The 19152-nt window shown below is 54.1% G+C and carries 14 protein-coding genes; 8 read left to right on the plus strand and 6 right to left on the minus strand.

Annotated elements, in window-relative coordinates; genetic code table 11:
• The first annotated feature begins 43 nt into the window (after nucleotides 1-43).
• Together pflB and pflA are read left to right on the plus strand one after the other, a co-directional pair.
• Nucleotides 44-2326 (plus strand): formate C-acetyltransferase, encoded by a 2283-nt coding sequence (gene pflB / locus O9K67_RS16160; protein ID WP_061494672.1) that lies wholly within the window; start codon nucleotides 44-46, stop codon nucleotides 2324-2326.
• 192 nt (nucleotides 2327-2518) lie between these two features.
• Nucleotides 2519-3259, plus strand: a complete 741-nt coding sequence (pflA, locus tag O9K67_RS16165) for a pyruvate formate lyase 1-activating protein (protein WP_061494671.1) — start codon at nucleotides 2519-2521, stop codon at nucleotides 3257-3259.
• A 62-nt stretch (nucleotides 3260-3321) separates the two neighbouring features.
• Here the strand turns inward: pflA and O9K67_RS16170 are convergent, their stop codons facing one another.
• The gene (locus tag O9K67_RS16170) at nucleotides 3322-4470 is read right to left on the minus strand and encodes an MFS transporter (protein ID WP_061494670.1); all 1149 of its coding nucleotides are present in this window, start codon (nucleotides 4468-4470) and stop codon (nucleotides 3322-3324) included.
• A 39-nt stretch (nucleotides 4471-4509) separates the two neighbouring features.
• On the opposite strand from O9K67_RS16170, the gene O9K67_RS16175 reads away from it, so the two are divergent.
• Entirely contained in the window at nucleotides 4510-4725 is a 216-nt protein-coding gene (locus O9K67_RS16175) for a hypothetical protein (protein WP_139109647.1), read from the plus strand.
• 43 nt (nucleotides 4726-4768) lie between these two features.
• On the opposite strand, the gene serS is transcribed toward O9K67_RS16175, so the two are convergent.
• The 5 genes from serS to lrp form a co-directional block, all read right to left on the minus strand.
• A complete protein-coding gene (gene serS, locus O9K67_RS16180; RefSeq protein ID WP_061494669.1) occupies nucleotides 4769-6061 on the minus strand; it encodes a serine--tRNA ligase in 1293 nt (430 codons plus the stop codon).
• Between the two features lie 93 nt (nucleotides 6062-6154).
• Nucleotides 6155-7498 (minus strand): replication-associated recombination protein RarA, encoded by a 1344-nt coding sequence (gene rarA, locus O9K67_RS16185; protein WP_061494668.1) that lies wholly within the window; start codon nucleotides 7496-7498, stop codon nucleotides 6155-6157.
• Between the two features lie 9 nt (nucleotides 7499-7507).
• Nucleotides 7508-8119, minus strand: coding sequence for an outer membrane lipoprotein chaperone LolA (gene lolA / locus O9K67_RS16190; protein WP_061494667.1), 612 nt, complete (start codon nucleotides 8117-8119; stop codon nucleotides 7508-7510).
• Nucleotides 8120-8238: 119 nt separating this feature from the next.
• Nucleotides 8239-12003 (minus strand): DNA translocase FtsK 4TM domain-containing protein, encoded by a 3765-nt coding sequence (locus O9K67_RS16195; protein WP_061494666.1) that lies wholly within the window; start codon nucleotides 12001-12003, stop codon nucleotides 8239-8241.
• 120 nt (nucleotides 12004-12123) lie between these two features.
• Nucleotides 12124-12618 (minus strand): leucine-responsive transcriptional regulator Lrp, encoded by a 495-nt coding sequence (gene lrp, locus O9K67_RS16200; protein ID WP_002439523.1) that lies wholly within the window; start codon nucleotides 12616-12618, stop codon nucleotides 12124-12126.
• A gap of 552 nt (nucleotides 12619-13170) precedes the next feature.
• On the opposite strand from lrp, the gene trxB reads away from it, so the two are divergent.
• From trxB to infA, 5 genes are all read left to right on the plus strand, one after another.
• Entirely contained in the window at nucleotides 13171-14136 is a 966-nt protein-coding gene (trxB, locus tag O9K67_RS16205; protein ID WP_061494665.1) for a thioredoxin-disulfide reductase, read from the plus strand.
• A 114-nt stretch (nucleotides 14137-14250) separates the two neighbouring features.
• A complete protein-coding gene (gene cydD, locus O9K67_RS16210; protein WP_061494664.1) occupies nucleotides 14251-16017 on the plus strand; it encodes a heme ABC transporter permease/ATP-binding protein CydD in 1767 nt (588 codons plus the stop codon).
• Nucleotides 16018-17739 (plus strand): heme ABC transporter ATP-binding protein/permease CydC, encoded by a 1722-nt coding sequence (gene cydC, locus O9K67_RS16215; protein ID WP_061494663.1) that lies wholly within the window; start codon nucleotides 16018-16020, stop codon nucleotides 17737-17739.
• 107 nt (nucleotides 17740-17846) lie between these two features.
• Complete coding sequence (aat, locus tag O9K67_RS16220; RefSeq protein ID WP_061494662.1) at nucleotides 17847-18548, plus strand: leucyl/phenylalanyl-tRNA--protein transferase; 702 nt, start codon at nucleotides 17847-17849, stop codon at nucleotides 18546-18548.
• A 288-nt stretch (nucleotides 18549-18836) separates the two neighbouring features.
• A complete protein-coding gene (gene infA, locus O9K67_RS16230; protein WP_001040187.1) occupies nucleotides 18837-19055 on the plus strand; it encodes a translation initiation factor IF-1 in 219 nt (72 codons plus the stop codon).
• The last annotated feature ends 97 nt before the right edge of the window (nucleotides 19056-19152 follow it).

Here is a 19152-nt window from a genome sequence, read left to right on the forward strand (position 1 = left end):
TCAGGCAGTAAATAAAAAATCCACTTAAGAAGGTAGGTGTTACATGTCCGAGCTTAATGAAAAATTAGCCACAGCCTGGGAAGGTTTTACAAAAGGCGATTGGCAGAATGCAGTAAACGTACGCGACTTTATCCAGAAAAACTACACCCCGTACGAAGGCGACGAGTCCTTCCTGGCTGGCGCAACTGAAGCGACCACCAAGCTGTGGGACAAAGTAATGGAAGGCGTTAAACTGGAAAACCGCACTCATGCGCCAGTTGATTTCGACACCTCCGTTGCCTCTACCATCACTTCTCACGACGCTGGCTACATCAACAAAGCGCTGGAGAAAATCGTTGGTCTGCAAACCGAAGCTCCACTGAAACGCGCCATCATCCCGTTTGGCGGGATCAAAATGGTCGAAGGTTCTTGCAAAGCGTACAACCGCGAGCTGGATCCTGCGCTGAAAAAAATCTTCACCGAATACCGCAAAACTCATAACCAGGGCGTATTTGATGTTTACACCAAAGACATCCTGAACTGCCGTAAATCTGGCGTTCTGACTGGTCTGCCGGATGCCTATGGCCGTGGTCGTATCATCGGTGACTACCGTCGCGTTGCGCTGTACGGTATCGACTTCCTGATGAAAGACAAATACGCTCAGTTCCTGTCCCTGCAGTCTGACATGGAAAATGGCGTTAACCTGGAAGCGACTATCCGTCTGCGCGAAGAGATCGCTGAACAGCATCGCGCACTGGGTCAGATCAAAGAGATGGCCGCTAAATACGGCTGCGATATCTCTGGTCCGGCAACCAACGCTCAGGAAGCTATCCAGTGGACCTACTTCGGCTACCTGGCCGCTGTTAAGTCTCAGAACGGCGCTGCAATGTCCTTCGGTCGCGTATCTACCTTCCTGGACGTGTACATCGAACGTGACCTGAAAGCAGGCAAAATCACTGAACAAGACGCGCAGGAAATGATTGACCACCTGGTTATGAAACTGCGTATGGTTCGCTTCCTGCGTACCCCTGAGTATGATGAACTGTTCTCTGGCGACCCGATTTGGGCAACTGAATCAATCGGCGGTATGGGCGTTGATGGCCGTACTCTGGTTTCCAAAAACAGCTTCCGTTTCCTGAACACCCTGTACACCATGGGGCCGTCTCCGGAGCCGAACATCACTGTTCTGTGGTCTGAAAAACTGCCGCTGAACTTCAAAAAATTCGCTGCTAAAGTCTCCATCGATACCTCTTCTCTGCAATACGAGAACGACGATCTGATGCGTCCGGACTTCAACAACGATGACTACGCAATTGCTTGCTGCGTGAGCCCGATGGTTGTGGGTAAACAAATGCAGTTCTTTGGTGCTCGTGCTAACCTGGCGAAAACCATGCTGTATGCAATCAACGGCGGTGTTGATGAAAAACTGAAAATGCAGGTTGGTCCGAAAACTGAACCAATCAAAGGCGACGTGCTGAAGTTTGATGAAGTTATGGATCGTATGGATCACTTCATGGACTGGCTGGCTAAACAGTATGTCACTGCACTGAACGTTATTCACTACATGCATGACAAATACAGCTACGAAGCTTCTCTGATGGCGCTGCACGATCGCGACGTTATCCGTACCATGGCATGTGGTATCGCGGGTCTGTCCGTTGCTGCTGACTCCCTGTCTGCTATCAAATACGCGAAAGTTAAACCGATTCGTGACGAAGACGGTCTGGCTATCGACTTCGAAATCGAAGGCGAATACCCGCAGTTTGGTAACAACGACGCTCGCGTTGATGACATGGCTGTTGACCTGGTTGAACGTTTCATGAAGAAAATCCAGAAACTGACCACCTACCGCAATGCTATCCCGACTCAGTCTGTTCTGACCATCACCTCTAACGTAGTGTATGGTAAGAAAACCGGTAACACCCCAGACGGTCGTCGTGCTGGCGCGCCGTTCGGACCGGGTGCTAACCCGATGCACGGTCGTGACCAGAAAGGTGCTGTCGCCTCTCTGACCTCCGTTGCTAAACTGCCGTTCGCTTACGCTAAAGATGGTATCTCTTACACCTTCTCTATCGTGCCGAATGCGTTGGGTAAAGACGACGAAGTGCGTAAAACCAACCTGGCTGGCCTGATGGATGGTTATTTCCACCATGAAGCGTCCATCGAAGGTGGTCAGCACCTGAACGTAAACGTGATGAACCGCGAAATGCTGCTCGACGCGATGGAAAACCCGGAAAAATATCCGCAGCTGACCATCCGTGTATCTGGTTATGCAGTACGTTTTAACTCCCTGACTAAAGAACAGCAGCAGGACGTTATTACCCGTACTTTCACTCAGACCATGTAATGGTATTGACTGAAATCGCGAAGTAAAAAGCGTATACTAAAGGCTCCACGCAAGTGGGGCCTTTTTAACACCTGAAGTGTGCTTTGGCGGGCATCTCTCCCCAGGATACCCGCCAAAACAGACTTAGCGCAGAAGGAATCAAACTGCGCAGACACAGGCCCCGGATGGGCCATATCTGGAGAAAACACCGCAATGTCAGTTATTGGTCGCATTCACTCCTTTGAATCCTGCGGCACGGTCGACGGCCCGGGCATCCGCTTTATTACCTTTTTCCAGGGCTGCCTGATGCGCTGCCTCTACTGCCATAACCGCGATACCTGGGATACGCATGGCGGGAAAGAAATCACCGTTGAAGATCTGATGAGCGATGTCGTTACCTACCGCCACTTTATGAATGCGTCCGGAGGCGGCGTAACCGCATCCGGCGGCGAGGCTATCCTGCAGGCAGAATTTGTCCGTGACTGGTTCCGCGCCTGCAAGAAAGAAGGCATTCATACCTGTCTGGACACCAACGGTTTTGTTCGCCGTTACGATCCGGTGATTGACGAGCTGCTGGAAGTGACCGACCTGGTCATGCTCGACCTGAAGCAAATGAACGATGAGATCCACCAGAACCTGGTCGGCGTCTCTAACCATCGTACGCTCGAGTTCGCACAGTATCTGTCGAAGAAAAATATCAACGTGTGGATCCGTTACGTCGTGGTGCCGGGTTGGTCAGATGATGATGACTCTGCTCACCGCCTGGGTGAGTTTACCCGCGACATGGGCAATGTTGAGAAAATTGAGCTGCTGCCCTATCACGAGCTGGGTAAACATAAATGGGTGGCGATGGGCGAAGAGTACAAACTGGATGGCGTGAAGCCGCCGAAAAAAGAGACCATGGAACGCGTCAAGGGTATACTGGAACAGTACGGTCACAAAGTGATGTACTGAGTCACGATTACATCCCCAAAAAAAGCCGCAACGTCATGTCGCGGCTTTTTTATCTCTGGTAATCAGGCATGCGCCACCGGCGTCGGATGATGACCTGCTTTGCGCATCAGCATCATCAGATAGATAAACGACACCCCCGCAATCATGATAAACAGCAGGCTATCGGAATAACTTTGCATCAGCAACGCGGTCAGCGTCGGGCCAAGCAGACTGCCAATGGTATAGCTCAGCAGCAACGCCTGATTCATGGCAACCAGTTGGTGGTGTTCAACTTTTTCGCAGGCCCAGGCCATTGCAACCGGATAGAGCGTAAAACCCGCCGTGCCGAGCACAAACAGCGCGGGAGCCATTGCTGCATTGCTTAGCATGGCAAAACAGCCAATGATTACCACAAACACCTGCACACGTAGCACCAGCAAACGGCCAAAACGATCCGCCAGGCGACCAATTGGCCACTGCCCTACAATACCGGCGCTGACCAGCAACGCCATCCAGAAACCGATTCCTGAATCGCTAATCCCCTGGTGCGCAAGATAAAGCGGCATCAGACCGTACAGCGAACCAAGGATAATCCCGGAGATAATGCAGCCATTCACGCCCAGCCGCGCCTGGCGCAGGCGCAACATCGGCCATACCGACGCGGTGCCCTGTTCTTCACTTTGTTGATTCACAATACGGGTAAACAGCAGAGGCAAAATCGCCGCCAGCACCAGTCCGGTGGTCCAGGGCAGCACACTCATCAGCTCCGTCGGCAGTTTGCTGACCATCAGTTGGCCCAGCACTGTACCCACGTAGTAAACCATCATATATGCAGCCAGCAGGCGACCGCGATTGCGTGACGTGCCGCTGCACATCAGCCCGCTTTCAACCACCACCCAAATCATTGCACAGCCCACACCCGCAATAAAACGCCAGACCATCCAACTCCAGAAGCCTACCATCAGCCCCAGCCCGATACACCCGGCGGCAAAAATCAGCGATGCAATGTAATAGCTGCGGTTAAACCCCAGACGGCGGATCAAACGTCCTGTCAGCAACGTGCCCAACAGGTTACCGGTGAAGTAAGAGGAGCCGACCATACCCACCTGCCAGGTTGGCAGATCTTCATGGGCGAGCCAAAGCGGCACGAGCGTATTCAGCGTTGCGATCGCCAGCGTCAATAGCATCAGGCCACAGAGCAATAACAGCACTGGCCGGGTATAGGTGGACATGGATAAAAACCGTGAGGAAGTTCAGAAGTCGTGCGCATCATGCCACTGGCAAAAACATTGTCAATCCGCTGTTTTTCGGGGCAGACACGTTTTGCACCACGACGATTGATAAAACTTATCCAGCGCCGTGGCTACACGATAAAAAACCGTTTCAGTCGGTTGATTATGAAAGACTATTCCTTGGATAAGATAGAATTGTCAGTCGAAAAAATTCATGGTGATTTTTCAGCTGAAGTCGCTGAAAAGAGGCAGTAAAAAAGCGCCCGCAGGCGCTTTTCAGGAACGTCAGTAACAGCGATTAGCCGATAAACTCAAGGCCTTTCATATACGGACGCAACACTTCCGGAACTTCGATACGTCCGTCAGCCTGCTGGTAGTTTTCCAGCACCGCTACCAGCGTACGGCCAACAGCCAGACCCGAACCGTTCAGGGTGTGCACCAGACGGGTTTTCTTATCCGACTTGCTGCGGCAGCGCGCCTGCATGCGGCGAGCCTGGAAATCCCACACGTTGGAGCAGGAAGAGATTTCACGGTAGGTGTTCTGCGCCGGCACCCATACTTCCAGATCGTAGGTTTTGCAGGCGCCAAAGCCCATATCGCCGGTGCACAGCAGAATTTTACGGTATGGAAGACCCAGCAACTGCAGCACTTTCTCTGCGTGACCGGTCATCTCTTCCAGTGCCGCCATCGAGTCTTCCGGGCGAACAATCTGCACCATCTCAACTTTGTCGAACTGGTGCATACGGATCAGCCCACGGGTATCACGACCGTAAGAACCCGCTTCAGAACGGAAGCACGGCGTATGTGCGGTCATTTTGATCGGCAGATCGTCTTCATCGATGATTTCGTCGCGCACGAGGTTGGTCAGCGGCACTTCAGCGGTCGGGATCAACGCATAGTTGCTGCTGTCCGCTTCTTCTTCCAGCGGACGGGTATGGAACAGATCGCCAGCGAATTTTGGCAATTGGCCCGTACCGTACAGCGTGTCCTGGTTCACCATATAAGGCACGTAGTTTTCCGCGTAGCCATGCTCTTCGGTGTGCAGGTCAATCATGAACTGTGCCAGAGCACGATGCATGCGGGCAATTTGCCCTTTCATCACTACAAAACGGGCACCAGTCAGTTTCACTGCTGCGGCGAAGTCCAGACCGTTGTGCATTTCGCCCAACGTAACATGATCGCGGATCTCAAAATCGAACTGGCGCGGTGTACCCCAACGACTGATTTCAACATTGTCGTTCTCATCACGGCCGGTAGGAACACAATCATCAGGGATGTTCGGGATAGTCAGCGCTATATTGCGGATATCGCTCAGCAGTGTGTCCAGCTCCGCTTTTGCAGCGTCCAGCTCTTCACCCAGCTTATTCACTTCCAGGCGTAATGGCTCGATATCTTCCCCGCGTGCCTTCGCCTGGCCAATGGATTTCGATCGTGAGTTACGCTCTGCCTGCAGGTTTTCTGTCTTGACCTGAAGGACCTTACGACGCTCTTCAAGCGCGCGTAATTTATCTACATCCAGCTTAAAGCCCCGGCGTGCCAGTTTTTCAGCGACTGCGTCTGGCTCGGTACGCAGCAGATTGGGATCGAGCATGCTTTTCCTGTGCTTATCGAATTGAAATAAAAAGAGAGCGACCGCAGCCTGCGGTCATTGATGTACAGCAGTAACCTTACCGCAACGCCCGCACTAGCGGTAGCGTTTTATAGGGCTTTTATGATCCTGTTCGGCGAGCCAGGCGAGCTTTTCGCCAATCTTACCTTCCAGGCCTCTGCTGGTGGGATGATAATAACGCGTTTGTGCTAATTCCTGTGGGAAATACTCTTCCCCTGCGGCGTAAGCGTTGGGTTCGTCATGGGCATAGCGATACTCCTGACCATAGCCCATTTCTTTCATCAGTTTCGTTGGTGCATTACGTAGGTGCACGGGCACGTCATAATCCGGACGCTCGCGCGCATCCGCCAACGCCGCTTTAAATGCGGTATACACCGCGTTGCTCTTCGGCGCGCAAGCCAGATAGACAATCGCCTGGGCAATGGCACGCTCACCTTCCGCCGGTCCGACGCGGGTAAAGCAGTCCCAGGCAGAAATTGCCACCTGCATGGCGCGAGGATCGGCGTTCCCCACATCTTCCGAAGCAATCGCGAGGCAACGGCGGGCAACATACAGTGGATCCCCCCCGGCAGTGATAATGCGTGCATACCAGTAAAGCGCCGCATCCGGTGCACTGCCGCGCACCGATTTGTGCAGTGCGGAGATCAGATCGTAAAAGCGATCGCCTTTATTGTCGAAGCGCGCGCTGCGTTCGCCCGCGATCTCCGTCAACAGCTCCGGTTTAAGCATGCGTTTACCGGAGGCGTCCAGCTCGGCCATATCGGCCATCATCTCAAGCGTATTGAGTGCCCGACGCGCATCGCCATTGACCAGTTCAGCAATCGCCCGCCGGGTTTCGTCGGGCAGTACAATGTCCTGGCCACCATATCCACGGGCTTTATCGTCCATCGCCTGCGTCAGCACCTGCTCAATATCTTCTGTCGTCAGCGATTTAAGCAAATAGACGCGCGCGCGGGAGAGCAGCGCTGAGTTAAGTTCAAAGGAGGGATTTTCCGTGGTCGCACCAATAAACGTAATGGTGCCGTCTTCGATATGCGGCAGAAAGGCATCCTGCTGACTTTTGTTAAAGCGATGGACTTCGTCAACAAACAAGATGGTGCGCCGACCGGCATTACGGTTCTGCCGTGCACGCTCGATGGCTTCGCGGATCTCTTTCACCCCCGAAGTGACCGCAGAGATGCGCTCCACATCCGCACTGGCGTAGCGGGCAATCACTTCTGCGAGCGTCGTTTTCCCGGTACCTGGCGGCCCCCACAGGATCATCGAGTGCAGATGCCCGGCTTCAATGGCGCGCGGCAACGGTTTGCCTTTCGCCAGAAGATGCTGCTGGCCAATGTACTGCGCTAAATTTTCTGGCCGCATACGGGCGGCCAGAGGTTGAAACGCATTATCGGAGAAATCGAGCGACATGTTGCTCATGCGCGCCTCTTACTTACGTTGATCGTCTACCGTTACGCCCTGGGGCGGGGTAAAGGTGAATTTCGAAGCATCAACGGTGCCGTTTTGTTGCGATTTCAATTGATAGCTGCTGCGCTGGTCATCCTGCTCAATCGCGCTGAACTGGTGGATGGTGCCATCACGACCAACGTTGATGGTAAATTGTTTCAGGTTACCGTTGCTGCCTTTCGGCGTCAGTACAAAGTCATCGCCATTTTGCACAATGTTGTACTGCTGCCAGTCGCTGGTCTGGTTGCGAGCAATCAGCATAAACGGGGTATTGCCGGTTGCGTCTTTCAGCCAGGTCGCTGTCGCTTGCTCAACAAACGGGTTATAGAACCACAAGGTTTTGCCATCGGAAACCAGTACGCTTTCATCCGGCTGCGTCATATGCCAGTTAAACAGATTCGGGCGTTTCACCCACAGATCGCCCTGTCCTTCCTGCACTGCTGCTCCGCTGCCATCCGTCACTTTTTGGGTAAAAGTGGCGTGGAAGCTGCTGACTTTATCGAGACGGCTTTTCAGATCGCTGGAAGCATCCGCCCATGCATTGCTGATTAACAGACTGCCCATCAATGCACACACCATGGCGATTTTTTTCATTGTCATTCCTCAAATACGTCACTCCCGATGTGGGAGAATACTTCTGTCACTCTAAGCGCCACGCGGGCGGAGTGACAGAAGAAAAGTTTGAATTTCTACTTATTTACCCATCTTTGCAATCAATCAAACGGCGGTGGTGCCAGTACCTCACGGTTACCGTTATGCCCCTGCTCGCTGACAATTCCCTGCGCTTCCATCTGCTCAATAATACGCGCCGCGCGGTTATAGCCAATGCGGAACTGACGCTGAACACCGGAGATGGAGGCTTTACGTTTTTCAGTGACGAAGTTAACAGCCTGGTCGAAGAGAGGATCTAACTCTTCACCGCCGTCAAAACCGCCACCCGCGCCCCCTTCGCTTTCGCTGTCTGACGTGATGCCATCGACATATTGCGGACGACCACGCGCTTTCCAGTCCTGCACCACCGCATGCACTTCCTGGTCGCGAACAAACGCACCGTGCACACGCACAGGCGCAGAGGTGGAGTTCGGCCCGGAGTACAGCATGTCCCCCATGCCGAGCAGGGATTCTGCTCCGCCCTGGTCAAGGATGGTACGCGAGTCAATTTTGCTGGATACGGTAAAGGCAATACGCGTTGGTATATTGGCTTTAATCAGGCCGGTGATAACGTCAACGGAAGGACGCTGAGTCGCCAGTACCAGGTGAATACCAGCAGCACGGGCCTTCTGCGCCAGACGCGCAATCAACTCTTCCACTTTTTTGCCAACAGTCATCATCAGGTCAGCAAATTCGTCCACCAGTACCACGATGTACGGCAGTTTTTCCAGCACCGGATGCTGCACATCCATACTGTCACCCGGTTTCCAGTACGGATCCGGAATCGGACGGCCCATCCGCGCAGCTTCGGCAATTTTTTCGTTATAACCCGCCAGGTTACGGACACCGAGCGCAGACATCAGCTTATAGCGACGTTCCATTTCGTTGACGCTCCAGCGCAGGGCATTGGCGGCGTCTTTCATATCTGTCACCACTTCGGTCAACAGATGCGGAATACCTTCGTAAACGGAAAGCTCCAGCATTTTCGGGTCGATCATGATAAAGCGCACCTCTTCCGGCGTCGCTTTATACAACATGCTGAGGATCATCGCGTTGACGCCCACAGATTTACCGGAACCCGTAGTCCCTGCTACCAGAAGGTGCGGCATCTTCGCCAAATCGGCAATCACCGGATCGCCTGCGATATCTTTCCCCAGCACCACGGTAAGTGGCGACGGGCTTTCGCGGAACTTCACGCAGTCCAGTACTTCACGCAGGTACACGGTTTGACGTTTTTTGTTCGGCAATTCCAGACCAACATAAGGTCTTCCGGGGATCACTTCCACCACACGCACCGCGACGGTCGACAATGAACGCGCCAGGTCACGGGAGAGGTTGGAAATTCGCGCCGCTTTCACGCCCGGTGCCAGATTCAGTTCAAAACGGGTAATAACCGGACCTGGCGAGTAGTTCACTACATCCGCTTTAATGCGGAAATCCGCCAGACGCGCTTCAACCAAACGCGCCATCTGTTCAAGCGCAAAGGTATCTACTGGCTCAACTTCAGTCGGCGGCGGGGTCAAAAGATCCAGCGAAGGAAGCGGCGTTGTCGGTTTGGGTACCGGACGACTGTCGCCATTACGCATTAACAGCGGGTGAATCAGACTCTCTTGTACCTGCGGCGCAGGTTGCTGCGTCTGCTGTGCCGCAGCGTGCTGATACTGATGCTGTGCAGGTTGCTGATAATGATGCGGCTGTTGCACCGATTGTTGATGCTGCTGGACTGGCGGTTCCGAATCCGGCATCACACCCGGCGTAAACAGCGGTTCACTCGGGCCATCATCCACCAGCGCTTTCATCGGTGAGAATTCAAAATCGTCCGGCATAAATGCCTGCATACCGGCAGGTTGCTCCCGGGAATAACGTTGTTGCTGCGAAGCAGCAAACTGACGGGCGAGTTCGGCTTCTTCCGCTTCTTCCTCGCTCAGCTGCGGTTGCGCGTGATAGTGCGGTGTATCATGATGGTACGCTTCACCATAGCGATCGTGCTGCGTCGCGGCAAACTGGCGCGCCAGCTCATTCTGTTGCTGCATATCCGCATCGTCGTCATCATGATGATGTACTTCTTCGCGTTCTTCGCGCGCGCGCTCTTCAGCCATACGCTGTGAAGGCAGCTTGATGCCATAGGACGCCAGTTCACGGCGCGTAGGCACGCGCACACGATTAGGTCGCGGGAGCTGCGGGCCTATCCCCTCTTTCACCTGTGGACGCGGTGCCCCTCCGGCAGCAAGGCTGAACACTGGAGCGGCAGCGGCAACGGTAGCGGCACTACTGCCAGTTGTCTGCTGCACACTTGCCGCAATGGGTGCAACAAGGTTCGGCTCAGTAGCGGGCGCAGACGGTATAACCGGTTCGGCCGGTTTCGGTATGGGCATTGCGCTGGCGGGTTCAGGAATCGGCTGATACCAGGCGGCAAGCTGTTCGCGTTCGCGAGCGCGTTTCTCTTCCACCTCTTCAAAGTAATAAAGCGGCGGCCGCGCCTGTTTCACCTCTTCAACAATCGGCTCAGGTTCAGATGCCGGCTCTGGCGCAGGAGAAATCTGTGGTTCATTCTGCCACGGCAGCGGATCATGCTGTGGTGGTTGAGCGTACAGCGCCTCTTCTTGTGGTTGCGGTGTTACCGGTGCATCCGGGCTCCAGGTGTCTCGCTCTACGGGTTGCTGCCATTCTGGCGACGCGTACTGGACTGGCTGGTACGGCGCATCGTGGGATTCCTGCGCATACTGTGCAGACTGCTGAGGCGCATCCGCAGTCGCCGACGAGGTCTGGGCATAGGGCCATTCCACTTCCGGCTGCGGCGCATCGACGTAAGGTTCGGCAGGAGCGGCATAGGCCTGTGCTGCAGTGGTGGCCGCGGCGGCGGCAGCCAGTGGAGCGGCTATGCTACGACCATTCATCAGCGGATCGTACTCTTGCTCCGCTTCCGTCGCACGATGCCCGGAAAACAGTACATCATCAGCATCTGCGGGAATGCCACGCGCACTGTAAACAATGTCGTCCGCATCGTCGTCCATCCGCTTGCCGGAGAACAACGCTTCGTCAGTTTTACGCCCCATAGGGTTGGCAAACTTCTCGGCGATGCGTTTACGACGCGCCAACGCACCGCGCAGAATACGGGTCCGACGGGATTCCTGTGAGGCACTCTGCGGCGCGTCGTGGTACTCATCCTCTTCTTCATACTCATCATCATCCACCCACGTGTCGTCACGTCGGGTGCGATTGCTGGCAAAAGTCAGGATGTTAAGAATAACGCTGCCAATCTTCTCGGCGATGGTGACCCAGGACCAACCGGTGAACAAGGTCAGACCGGCGGCCCAAATGCACAGCAGCGCAAGTGTGCCACCGCTGCTGCGTAACAGCGGTTGCAGCGTGGTGCTTAGCAGACTGCCAATCACGCCGCCTGAGGCAAAATACCAGATATCGTCTGCGTTGATGGCCGCCAGACCACACGAGGTCAGGATCAGTGCCAACGCGCCAATCATGCGCAACGAGACGGCGAAATAGTCAATGTAATCTTCACTGGCCCGGTGGCGATACGCGAACCAACAGCCACCGATAATGATCACTGGGATGGTGTACGCCATCACGCCAAAGATGAAAAACAGCGTATCTGCAAGCCATGCGCCTGGCGCACCGCCCAGATTATGGATGGGTTCATGCCACGCCGTTTGCGACCAGCTCGGGTCGGACGGGTTAAAGCTCAGGAGCGCCGCCATGAGCCAAACGGCAAAAAGTGAAACGAGGATTAGCAACGCCTCCAGGAGTCGACGCCCGCTGCTTAACTTGGTCAGTGTGACTTCTTTGTCTTCTGTGTATTCCTGGCTCAAGACAGGCTCTCCAGGTCCTTGATGCTAAAACGGACAACAGCGCCGGGTTTCCCCGGCACTGTTGCTGTATGGATTAACAGGAGTGTAATCAAAAAACAGCGATTTTGCACCTGTTCCGTGTTAGCGCGTCTTAATTACCAGACGATTGCTCTGTTTGACTTCTTCCATCACCACATATGTGCGGGTGTCGTTAACGCCCGGCAGACGCAGCAGGGTTTCCCCTAACAGTTTGCGGTATGCCGACATATCCGGCACGCGCGTTTTCAACAGGTAGTCAAAATCGCCTGAGACCAGATGACACTCTTGAATTTCTTCAAGTTTTTGCACTGCGGAGTTAAATTGTTCAAACACATCCGGCGCGCCACGATTCAGAGTAATCTCAACAAAAACCAGAAGTGATGCATCCAGATAATGCGGGTTCAGCAGCGCAGTATAGCCCTGAATAAACCCTTGTCTTTCCAACCTGCGCACACGCTCAAGGCACGGCGTAGGGGAAAGTCCCACTCGTTTAGAAAGCTCGACGTTAGAAATACGCCCATCTTTTTGTAATTCGTTAAGAATATTACGGTCGATGCGGTCGAGATCTTTACCAGGGCGCTTTTTACTATCTACCATTATTATTGTCTCTCTGTATTCCTTCCCTACTCCTGTCTTGACCCTGTGCACTTCACTGTTCAGGATCTTTGCCCGTCGCGTTACGTCCGCGTGTGTTAAAATTGGTACGGCGCGTAATCCAGGGGCTATATTAAGAAGACCGTTGCCTGACGGCAGCTATCGATATCACGGATGGCGTCTGTCCACGCCATGCGTAGATTTCACTAGCCCGGTAAAAATGGTATTTACATGCATGAACTTGGGTCACGCGCGAAACACTGCTTTTTTCTTCCTTTGATATTTTCGCAAATGCGCAGGGGATTGTCAAAGCAAAACATCTTTTTTTAGTACAACATGCCAGATATTCATCAGCACCACCCCGTAATCCTCATTTAATCACCTTATAACTGACTTTTTCTCAGTAGAAATTGTTATGTTTGGGCAGCAAAATGACGCTCTGTCATCGGTCATTGCTATTACACATATCGTTAACAAAATCGCTGCACTCTTTTTTTACGCTGGCAAATTCCCTACAATCCAGCCCAATGTCTGCCAAACAAAAATGAGGATCTCATGGGTACGGCCAAACACAGTAAGCTGCTTATCCTTGGTTCAGGCCCTGCCGGTTATACCGCTGCGGTCTATGCTGCACGCGCAAATCTGCAGCCGGTGTTAATTACCGGTATGGAAAAAGGCGGTCAGCTCACCACCACCACTGAAGTGGAAAACTGGCCGGGCGACCCGCACGATCTGACCGGGCCATCGCTGATGGAACGCATGCATGAGCATGCCACTAAATTCGATACTGAAATCATTTTCGACCATATCAACAGCGTTGATTTACAGAACCGACCGTTCCGCCTGACTGGCGACAGTGGCGAATACACCTGTGATGCATTGATCATTGCTACTGGTGCGTCCGCACGTTACCTCGGCCTCGCCTCTGAAGAAGCATTCAAAGGCCGCGGTGTCTCCGCCTGCGCCACCTGTGATGGTTTCTTCTACCGCAACCAGAAAGTCGCCGTGATCGGCGGCGGCAATACGGCTGTCGAGGAAGCGCTATATCTGGCGAATATCGCCTCTGAAGTGCACCTGATCCACCGTCGCGATACATTCCGCGCTGAAAAGATCCTGATTAAGCGTCTGATGGATAAAGTGGAAAGCGGCAACATCGTGCTGCATACCCACCGCACACTTGAAGAAGTAACAGGCGATCAGATGGGGGTCAGCGGCCTGCGTCTGCGTGATACACAGAACGCCGACAACGTCGAATCACTGGAAGTCGCGGGTCTGTTTGTGACTATCGGCCACAGCCCGAACACAGCGATTTTCGAAGGCCAACTGGCGCTGGAAAATGGCTACATTAAAGTGCAGTCCGGTATCCACGGTAATGCGACGCAAACCAGCATTCCTGGCGTCTTTGCGGCAGGCGATGTGATGGATCATATCTATCGTCAGGCGATCACGTCCGCCGGAACAGGCTGCATGGCGGCGTTGGACGCAGAGCGTTATCTCGACGGTCTGGCTGAACGTAAATAATCTTTACAAGTCAGTAACAAAGGTAAAAAAGGCGACTATAAGTCGCCTTTATTTTTGCCCCGATGTAACATTGCGCAGACTAAAAATCCGATAACTTCACCTGCAAAGCGCGCAATGAATAAAACCCGTCAACAAGAGCTTACCCGCTGGTTAAAACAGCAAAGTATTATTTCCCGTCGCTGGCTGACGGCTTCCCGCCTTCTCGGCGCCGTCAGCGGCGTGCTAATTGTGGCGCAGGCATGGATCCTTGCACGCATCCTTAATCATATGATTATGGAAAATATCCCACGCGAAGCCCTGTTACTGCCCTTCGCGATGCTGGTGCTGATCTTTATTCTTCGCAGTTGGGTGGTGTGGATGCGCGAACGCGTGGGGTTTCATGCCGGAGCGCATATTCGCTTCGAGATCCGCCGCCGCGTGCTCGATCGCTTGCAACAGGCGGGCCCGGCCTGGATTCAGGGTAAACCCGCGGGAAGCTGGGCGACACTGATCCTCGAGCAAATCGACGATATGCACGACTTCTATGCCCGCTATTTACCGCAGATGGCGTTGGCGGCCAGCGTGCCATTGCTGATTGTTATCACCCTGTTTCCCATCAACTGGGCCGCTGCGCTAATCTTGCTTGGCACCGCCCCTCTAATTCCGCTCTTTATGGCAATGGTCGGTATGGGTGCTGCAGATGCCAATCGCCGCAACTTTAAAGCGCTGGCGCGTTTGAGCGGTCATTTCCTTGATCGTCTGCGAGGTATGGAAACATTACGTATCTTTGGCCGCGGTGCAGCAGAAACCGACAACATTCGCCATGCTTCGCAAGACTTCCGCAGCCGTACCATGGAAGTGTTACGCCTCGCTTTTCTCTCGTCTGGCGTACTGGAGTTTTTTACCTCACTGTCGATCGCCGTGGTCGCCGTCTATTTTGGCTTCTCTTACCTCGGCGAACTCGATTTTGGTCACTACGGAACAGGCGTCACGCTGTTTGCCGGTTTCCTGGCGCTGGTGCTGGCACCGGAATTTTTCCAACCGTTACGCGATCTCGGTACGTTTTACCACGCGAAAGCCCAGGCGATAGGTGCTGCCGACAGCCTGAAAACCTTTATGGAAGCACCTTTAGCCCATCCACAACGCGGTGAAATCACGCTGAAAGCCGATGAGCCGATTACGCTCACGGCCAGTAACCTGATCCTCAAATCGCCGGAAGGCGCAGTGCTTGCCGGCCCGCTCAATTTCACGCTCCCCGCCGGGCAGCGCGTTGTTCTGGTCGGACGCAGCGGCTCAGGGAAAAGTTCGCTGATAAATGTGCTGTCGGGCTTTCTGCCCTATGAAGGCTCGCTGCGAGTCAATGGCATCGAACTGGGCGATCTGGATCCGGACGCCTGGCGCGCCGTCATAAGCTGGGTAGGGCAAAACCCGCAGCTTCCGGCGACGACCCTGCGAGACAATATTCTGCTTTCACGCCCGGATGCCAGTGAAGAAGCGTTACAGGCGGTGCTGGAAAAAGCCTGGGTGAACGAGTTTCTGCCGATGTTGCCGGAGGGTCTTGAAACGCAACCCGGCGATCAGGCCGTCCGTCTTTCCGTCGGTCAGGCGCAGCGTGTAGCTGTAGCCCGTGCCCTGCTCTCGCCCTGCAAACTGTTATTGCTGGACGAGCCTTCAGCCAGTCTGGATGCCCACAGCGAGCAGCGCGTCATGCAGGCATTGAATGACGCCTCTCGCCAGCAATCCACGCTGATGGTGACCCATCAGTTGGAAAACCTCGCTGAGTGGGATGCGATTTGGGTGATGCAGAATGGCCAGATTATCGAGCAAGGCACTTATGCCGCGCTTTCCTCTGCGCAGGGGGCATTTGCCGACCTTCTTGCTCATCGTCAGGAGGAGATTTAAATGCGCGCGTTGCTGCCTTATCTTGCATTGTATAAACGCCACAAATGGATGCTGACATTGGGCGTGATCCTCGCGATTGTTACACTGCTCGCCAGTATTGGTTTGTTGACACTCTCTGGCTGGTTTCTTTCCGCATCTGCGGTGGTCGGCGTCGCCGGGATCTACAGCTTCAACTATATGCTCCCCGCTGCCGGCGTCCGCGGTGCGGCGATTACTCGTACCGCCGGTCGCTACTTTGAGCGTCTGGTCAGCCACGATGCCACATTCCGCGTACTGGAACATCTGCGCGTATCAACCTTCAGCAAGCTGTTACCGCTCTCCCCTGCCGGTTTAGCCCGCTTTCGCCAGGGCGAATTGCTGAACCGCGTGGTTGCCGACGTTGACACCCTCGATCATCTGTACTTGCGCGTGATTTCCCCCCTGGTGGGTGCGCTGGTGGTGATTATTGTAGTGATGGTTGGCCTGAGCGTGTTGGATGTGTCGCTGGCGCTGATGCTGGGCGGGATCATGTTGGCAACGTTGTTTATTCTGCCGCCGCTGTTTTATCGCGCGGGCAAGCCCACCGGTGAGAATCTCACCACCTTGCGTGGCCAGTATCGCCAGCAGCTCACCAGTTGGTTGCAGGGACAGGCGGAACTGACGCTGTTCGGTGCCAGCGAGCGCTACCGACAGGAGCTGGAAAATACCGAGCTGAACTGGCATGACGCCCAGCGTCGTCAGTCCGATCTTACCGCCGTCTCGCAGGCAGTGATGTTGCTGATCAGCGGTGCGGCGGTGATCGCCATGCTGTGGTTTGCTTCCGGTGGTGTGGGTGAAAACACACAGCCAGGCGCACTGATCGCACTTTTCGTCTTCTGCGCGCTGGCAGCGTTTGAAGCGCTGGCACCGGTCACGGGGGCTTTTCAGCATCTCGGTCAGGTCATCGCGTCTGCAACGCGCATTACCCAACTCACCGAATGCGAACCGGAAGTGACATTCCCTCAAAATACGACCGCCGCGCCAGAACAGGTCGCCGTGCAGCTTGATGCACTGTCGTTTAGCTATCACGGTCAACCACAACAGGCGCTGGACAACATAACGCTGTCGATTTCCGCCGGGGAACATGTGGCAATCCTCGGGCGCACCGGTTGCGGTAAATCCACATTGCTGCAGCTACTTACACGCGCATGGGATCCGCAGCACGGTGAAATTCGCTTGAATGACCAGCCAATGAGGGACTTTTCTGAGCCGGTATTACGTAGCCTTATCAGCATGGTGCCGCAGCGCGTGCATCTGTTTAGCGCCACCCTACGCGACAACCTGTTACTTGCTGCACCCCACGCCAGCGATGAGCAGTTAACCGCAATGTTGATGCGCGTCGGGCTGGAAAAACTGCTCGATGATAGTGGCCTGAATGCATGGCTGGGTGAAGGCGGACGTCAATTGTCGGGCGGGGAGCTGCGCCGTCTGGCGATTGCCCGTGCGTTACTGCATGATGCCCCGCTGGTCTTACTGGATGAGCCAACAGAGGGCCTGGATGCGTCAACCGAGAGCCAAATACTTGAATTACTGGCTGAAGTAATGAAAGGAAAAACCCTCTTGATGGTCACTCATCGCCTGCGTGGGTTGTCGCGTTGCGATCGCATAATTGTGATGGACAACGGACAAATAATTGAGCAAGGTAATCACGCAGCGTTAATGGCGAAACAGGGGCGGTACTACCAGTTTAAGCAGCGTCTGTAAGTGTATATTCGTCATTTTGCCGTTCCTGCTACGGCACCACTAAAGTAAAACGGCCAAAATGACGATATTAACCTGTGTCCCTCGTCGCGTTGTGGAGCACTGAAGTCATGCGCCTGGTGCAGCTTTCTCGTCATTCTATCGCGTTTCCGTCGCCCGAAGCGGCGTTGCGTGAACCCAATGGGCTTCTGGCGCTGGGCGGCGATCTGAGTCCGGCGCGCCTGTTGATGGCCTACCAACGCGGTATTTTTCCGTGGTTTTCCCCAGGCGATCCCATCCTTTGGTGGTCCCCGGATCCACGCGCAGTGCTATGGCCCGAGTCATTTCACGTGAGCCGCAGCATGAAACGTTTTCACAAAACCTCCCCTTATCGCGTCACATTGAATCATGCCTTCGGTCAGGTGATTGATGGATGCTCACAGGATCGCGATGAAGGCACCTGGATCACGCCAGACGTGGTGATGGCGTACCACCGGCTTCATGAGTTAGGACATGCGCACTCAATTGAAGTCTGGGAAGATGATGAACTGGTCGGCGGTATGTATGGTGTTTCGCAAGGGGCGCTATTCTGCGGTGAATCGATGTTTAGCCGCCGGGTGAATGCGTCAAAAACCGCCCTGCTGGTGTTTAGCGCTGAATTTGTGCGTCGCGGCGGAAAATTAATTGATTGCCAGGTACTGAATAATCACACAGCCTCACTGGGCGCTGTAGAGATCCCGCGCCGGGATTACCTGCTGCACCTTGCCGATATGCGTAAACAACCCTTACCGTCCCATTTTTGGGTGCCACGAACGCTGTTTTTATCCCTCTGACGAATGTTTTCGGCACATTTTTTATCAGGGTGTTATAATGGACGCTCAGAGCCGCTTTTGCCTGTTGCCCCGCCTCATCCGGGAATGGTTCGTATCAGGGATGCCCTTCGTTTATCTCATCGCTCCCCTTTACGGATGCGCGTTTCGCGCGTCGTGACTTGTGGCGTGAGGGCAATATGCAAAAGTCGTTTTGCTGCGTTTTATCAGCACAAATCTTTACTTAACAGACGAACTTCGGCATTATCTTGCCGGTTCAAAAATTATGGTAGTGATACCCCCGAGGATTAGATGGCCAAAGAAGACAATATTGAGATGCAGGGTACCGTTCTTGAAACGTTGCCTAATACGATGTTCCGCGTAGAACTGGAAAACGGTCACGTGGTCACTGCGCATATCTCTGGTAAAATGCGTAAGAACTACATCCGTATTCTGACGGGTGATAAAGTGACTGTGGAACTGACCCCGTACGACCTGAGCAAAGGCCGCATTGTCTTCCGTAGCCGCTAAGATCTTTCGCCAGCACAGTTAAGTGCACACATTCTAAAGGCCGGGTAATCCCGGCCTTTTGTTTTTCTGCTTTCGCACTCCCCCGCAGATTAAACTT

The organism is Kosakonia oryzendophytica, from assembly GCF_027886705.1.
GTDB lineage: Bacteria > Pseudomonadota > Gammaproteobacteria > Enterobacterales > Enterobacteriaceae > Kosakonia > Kosakonia oryzendophytica.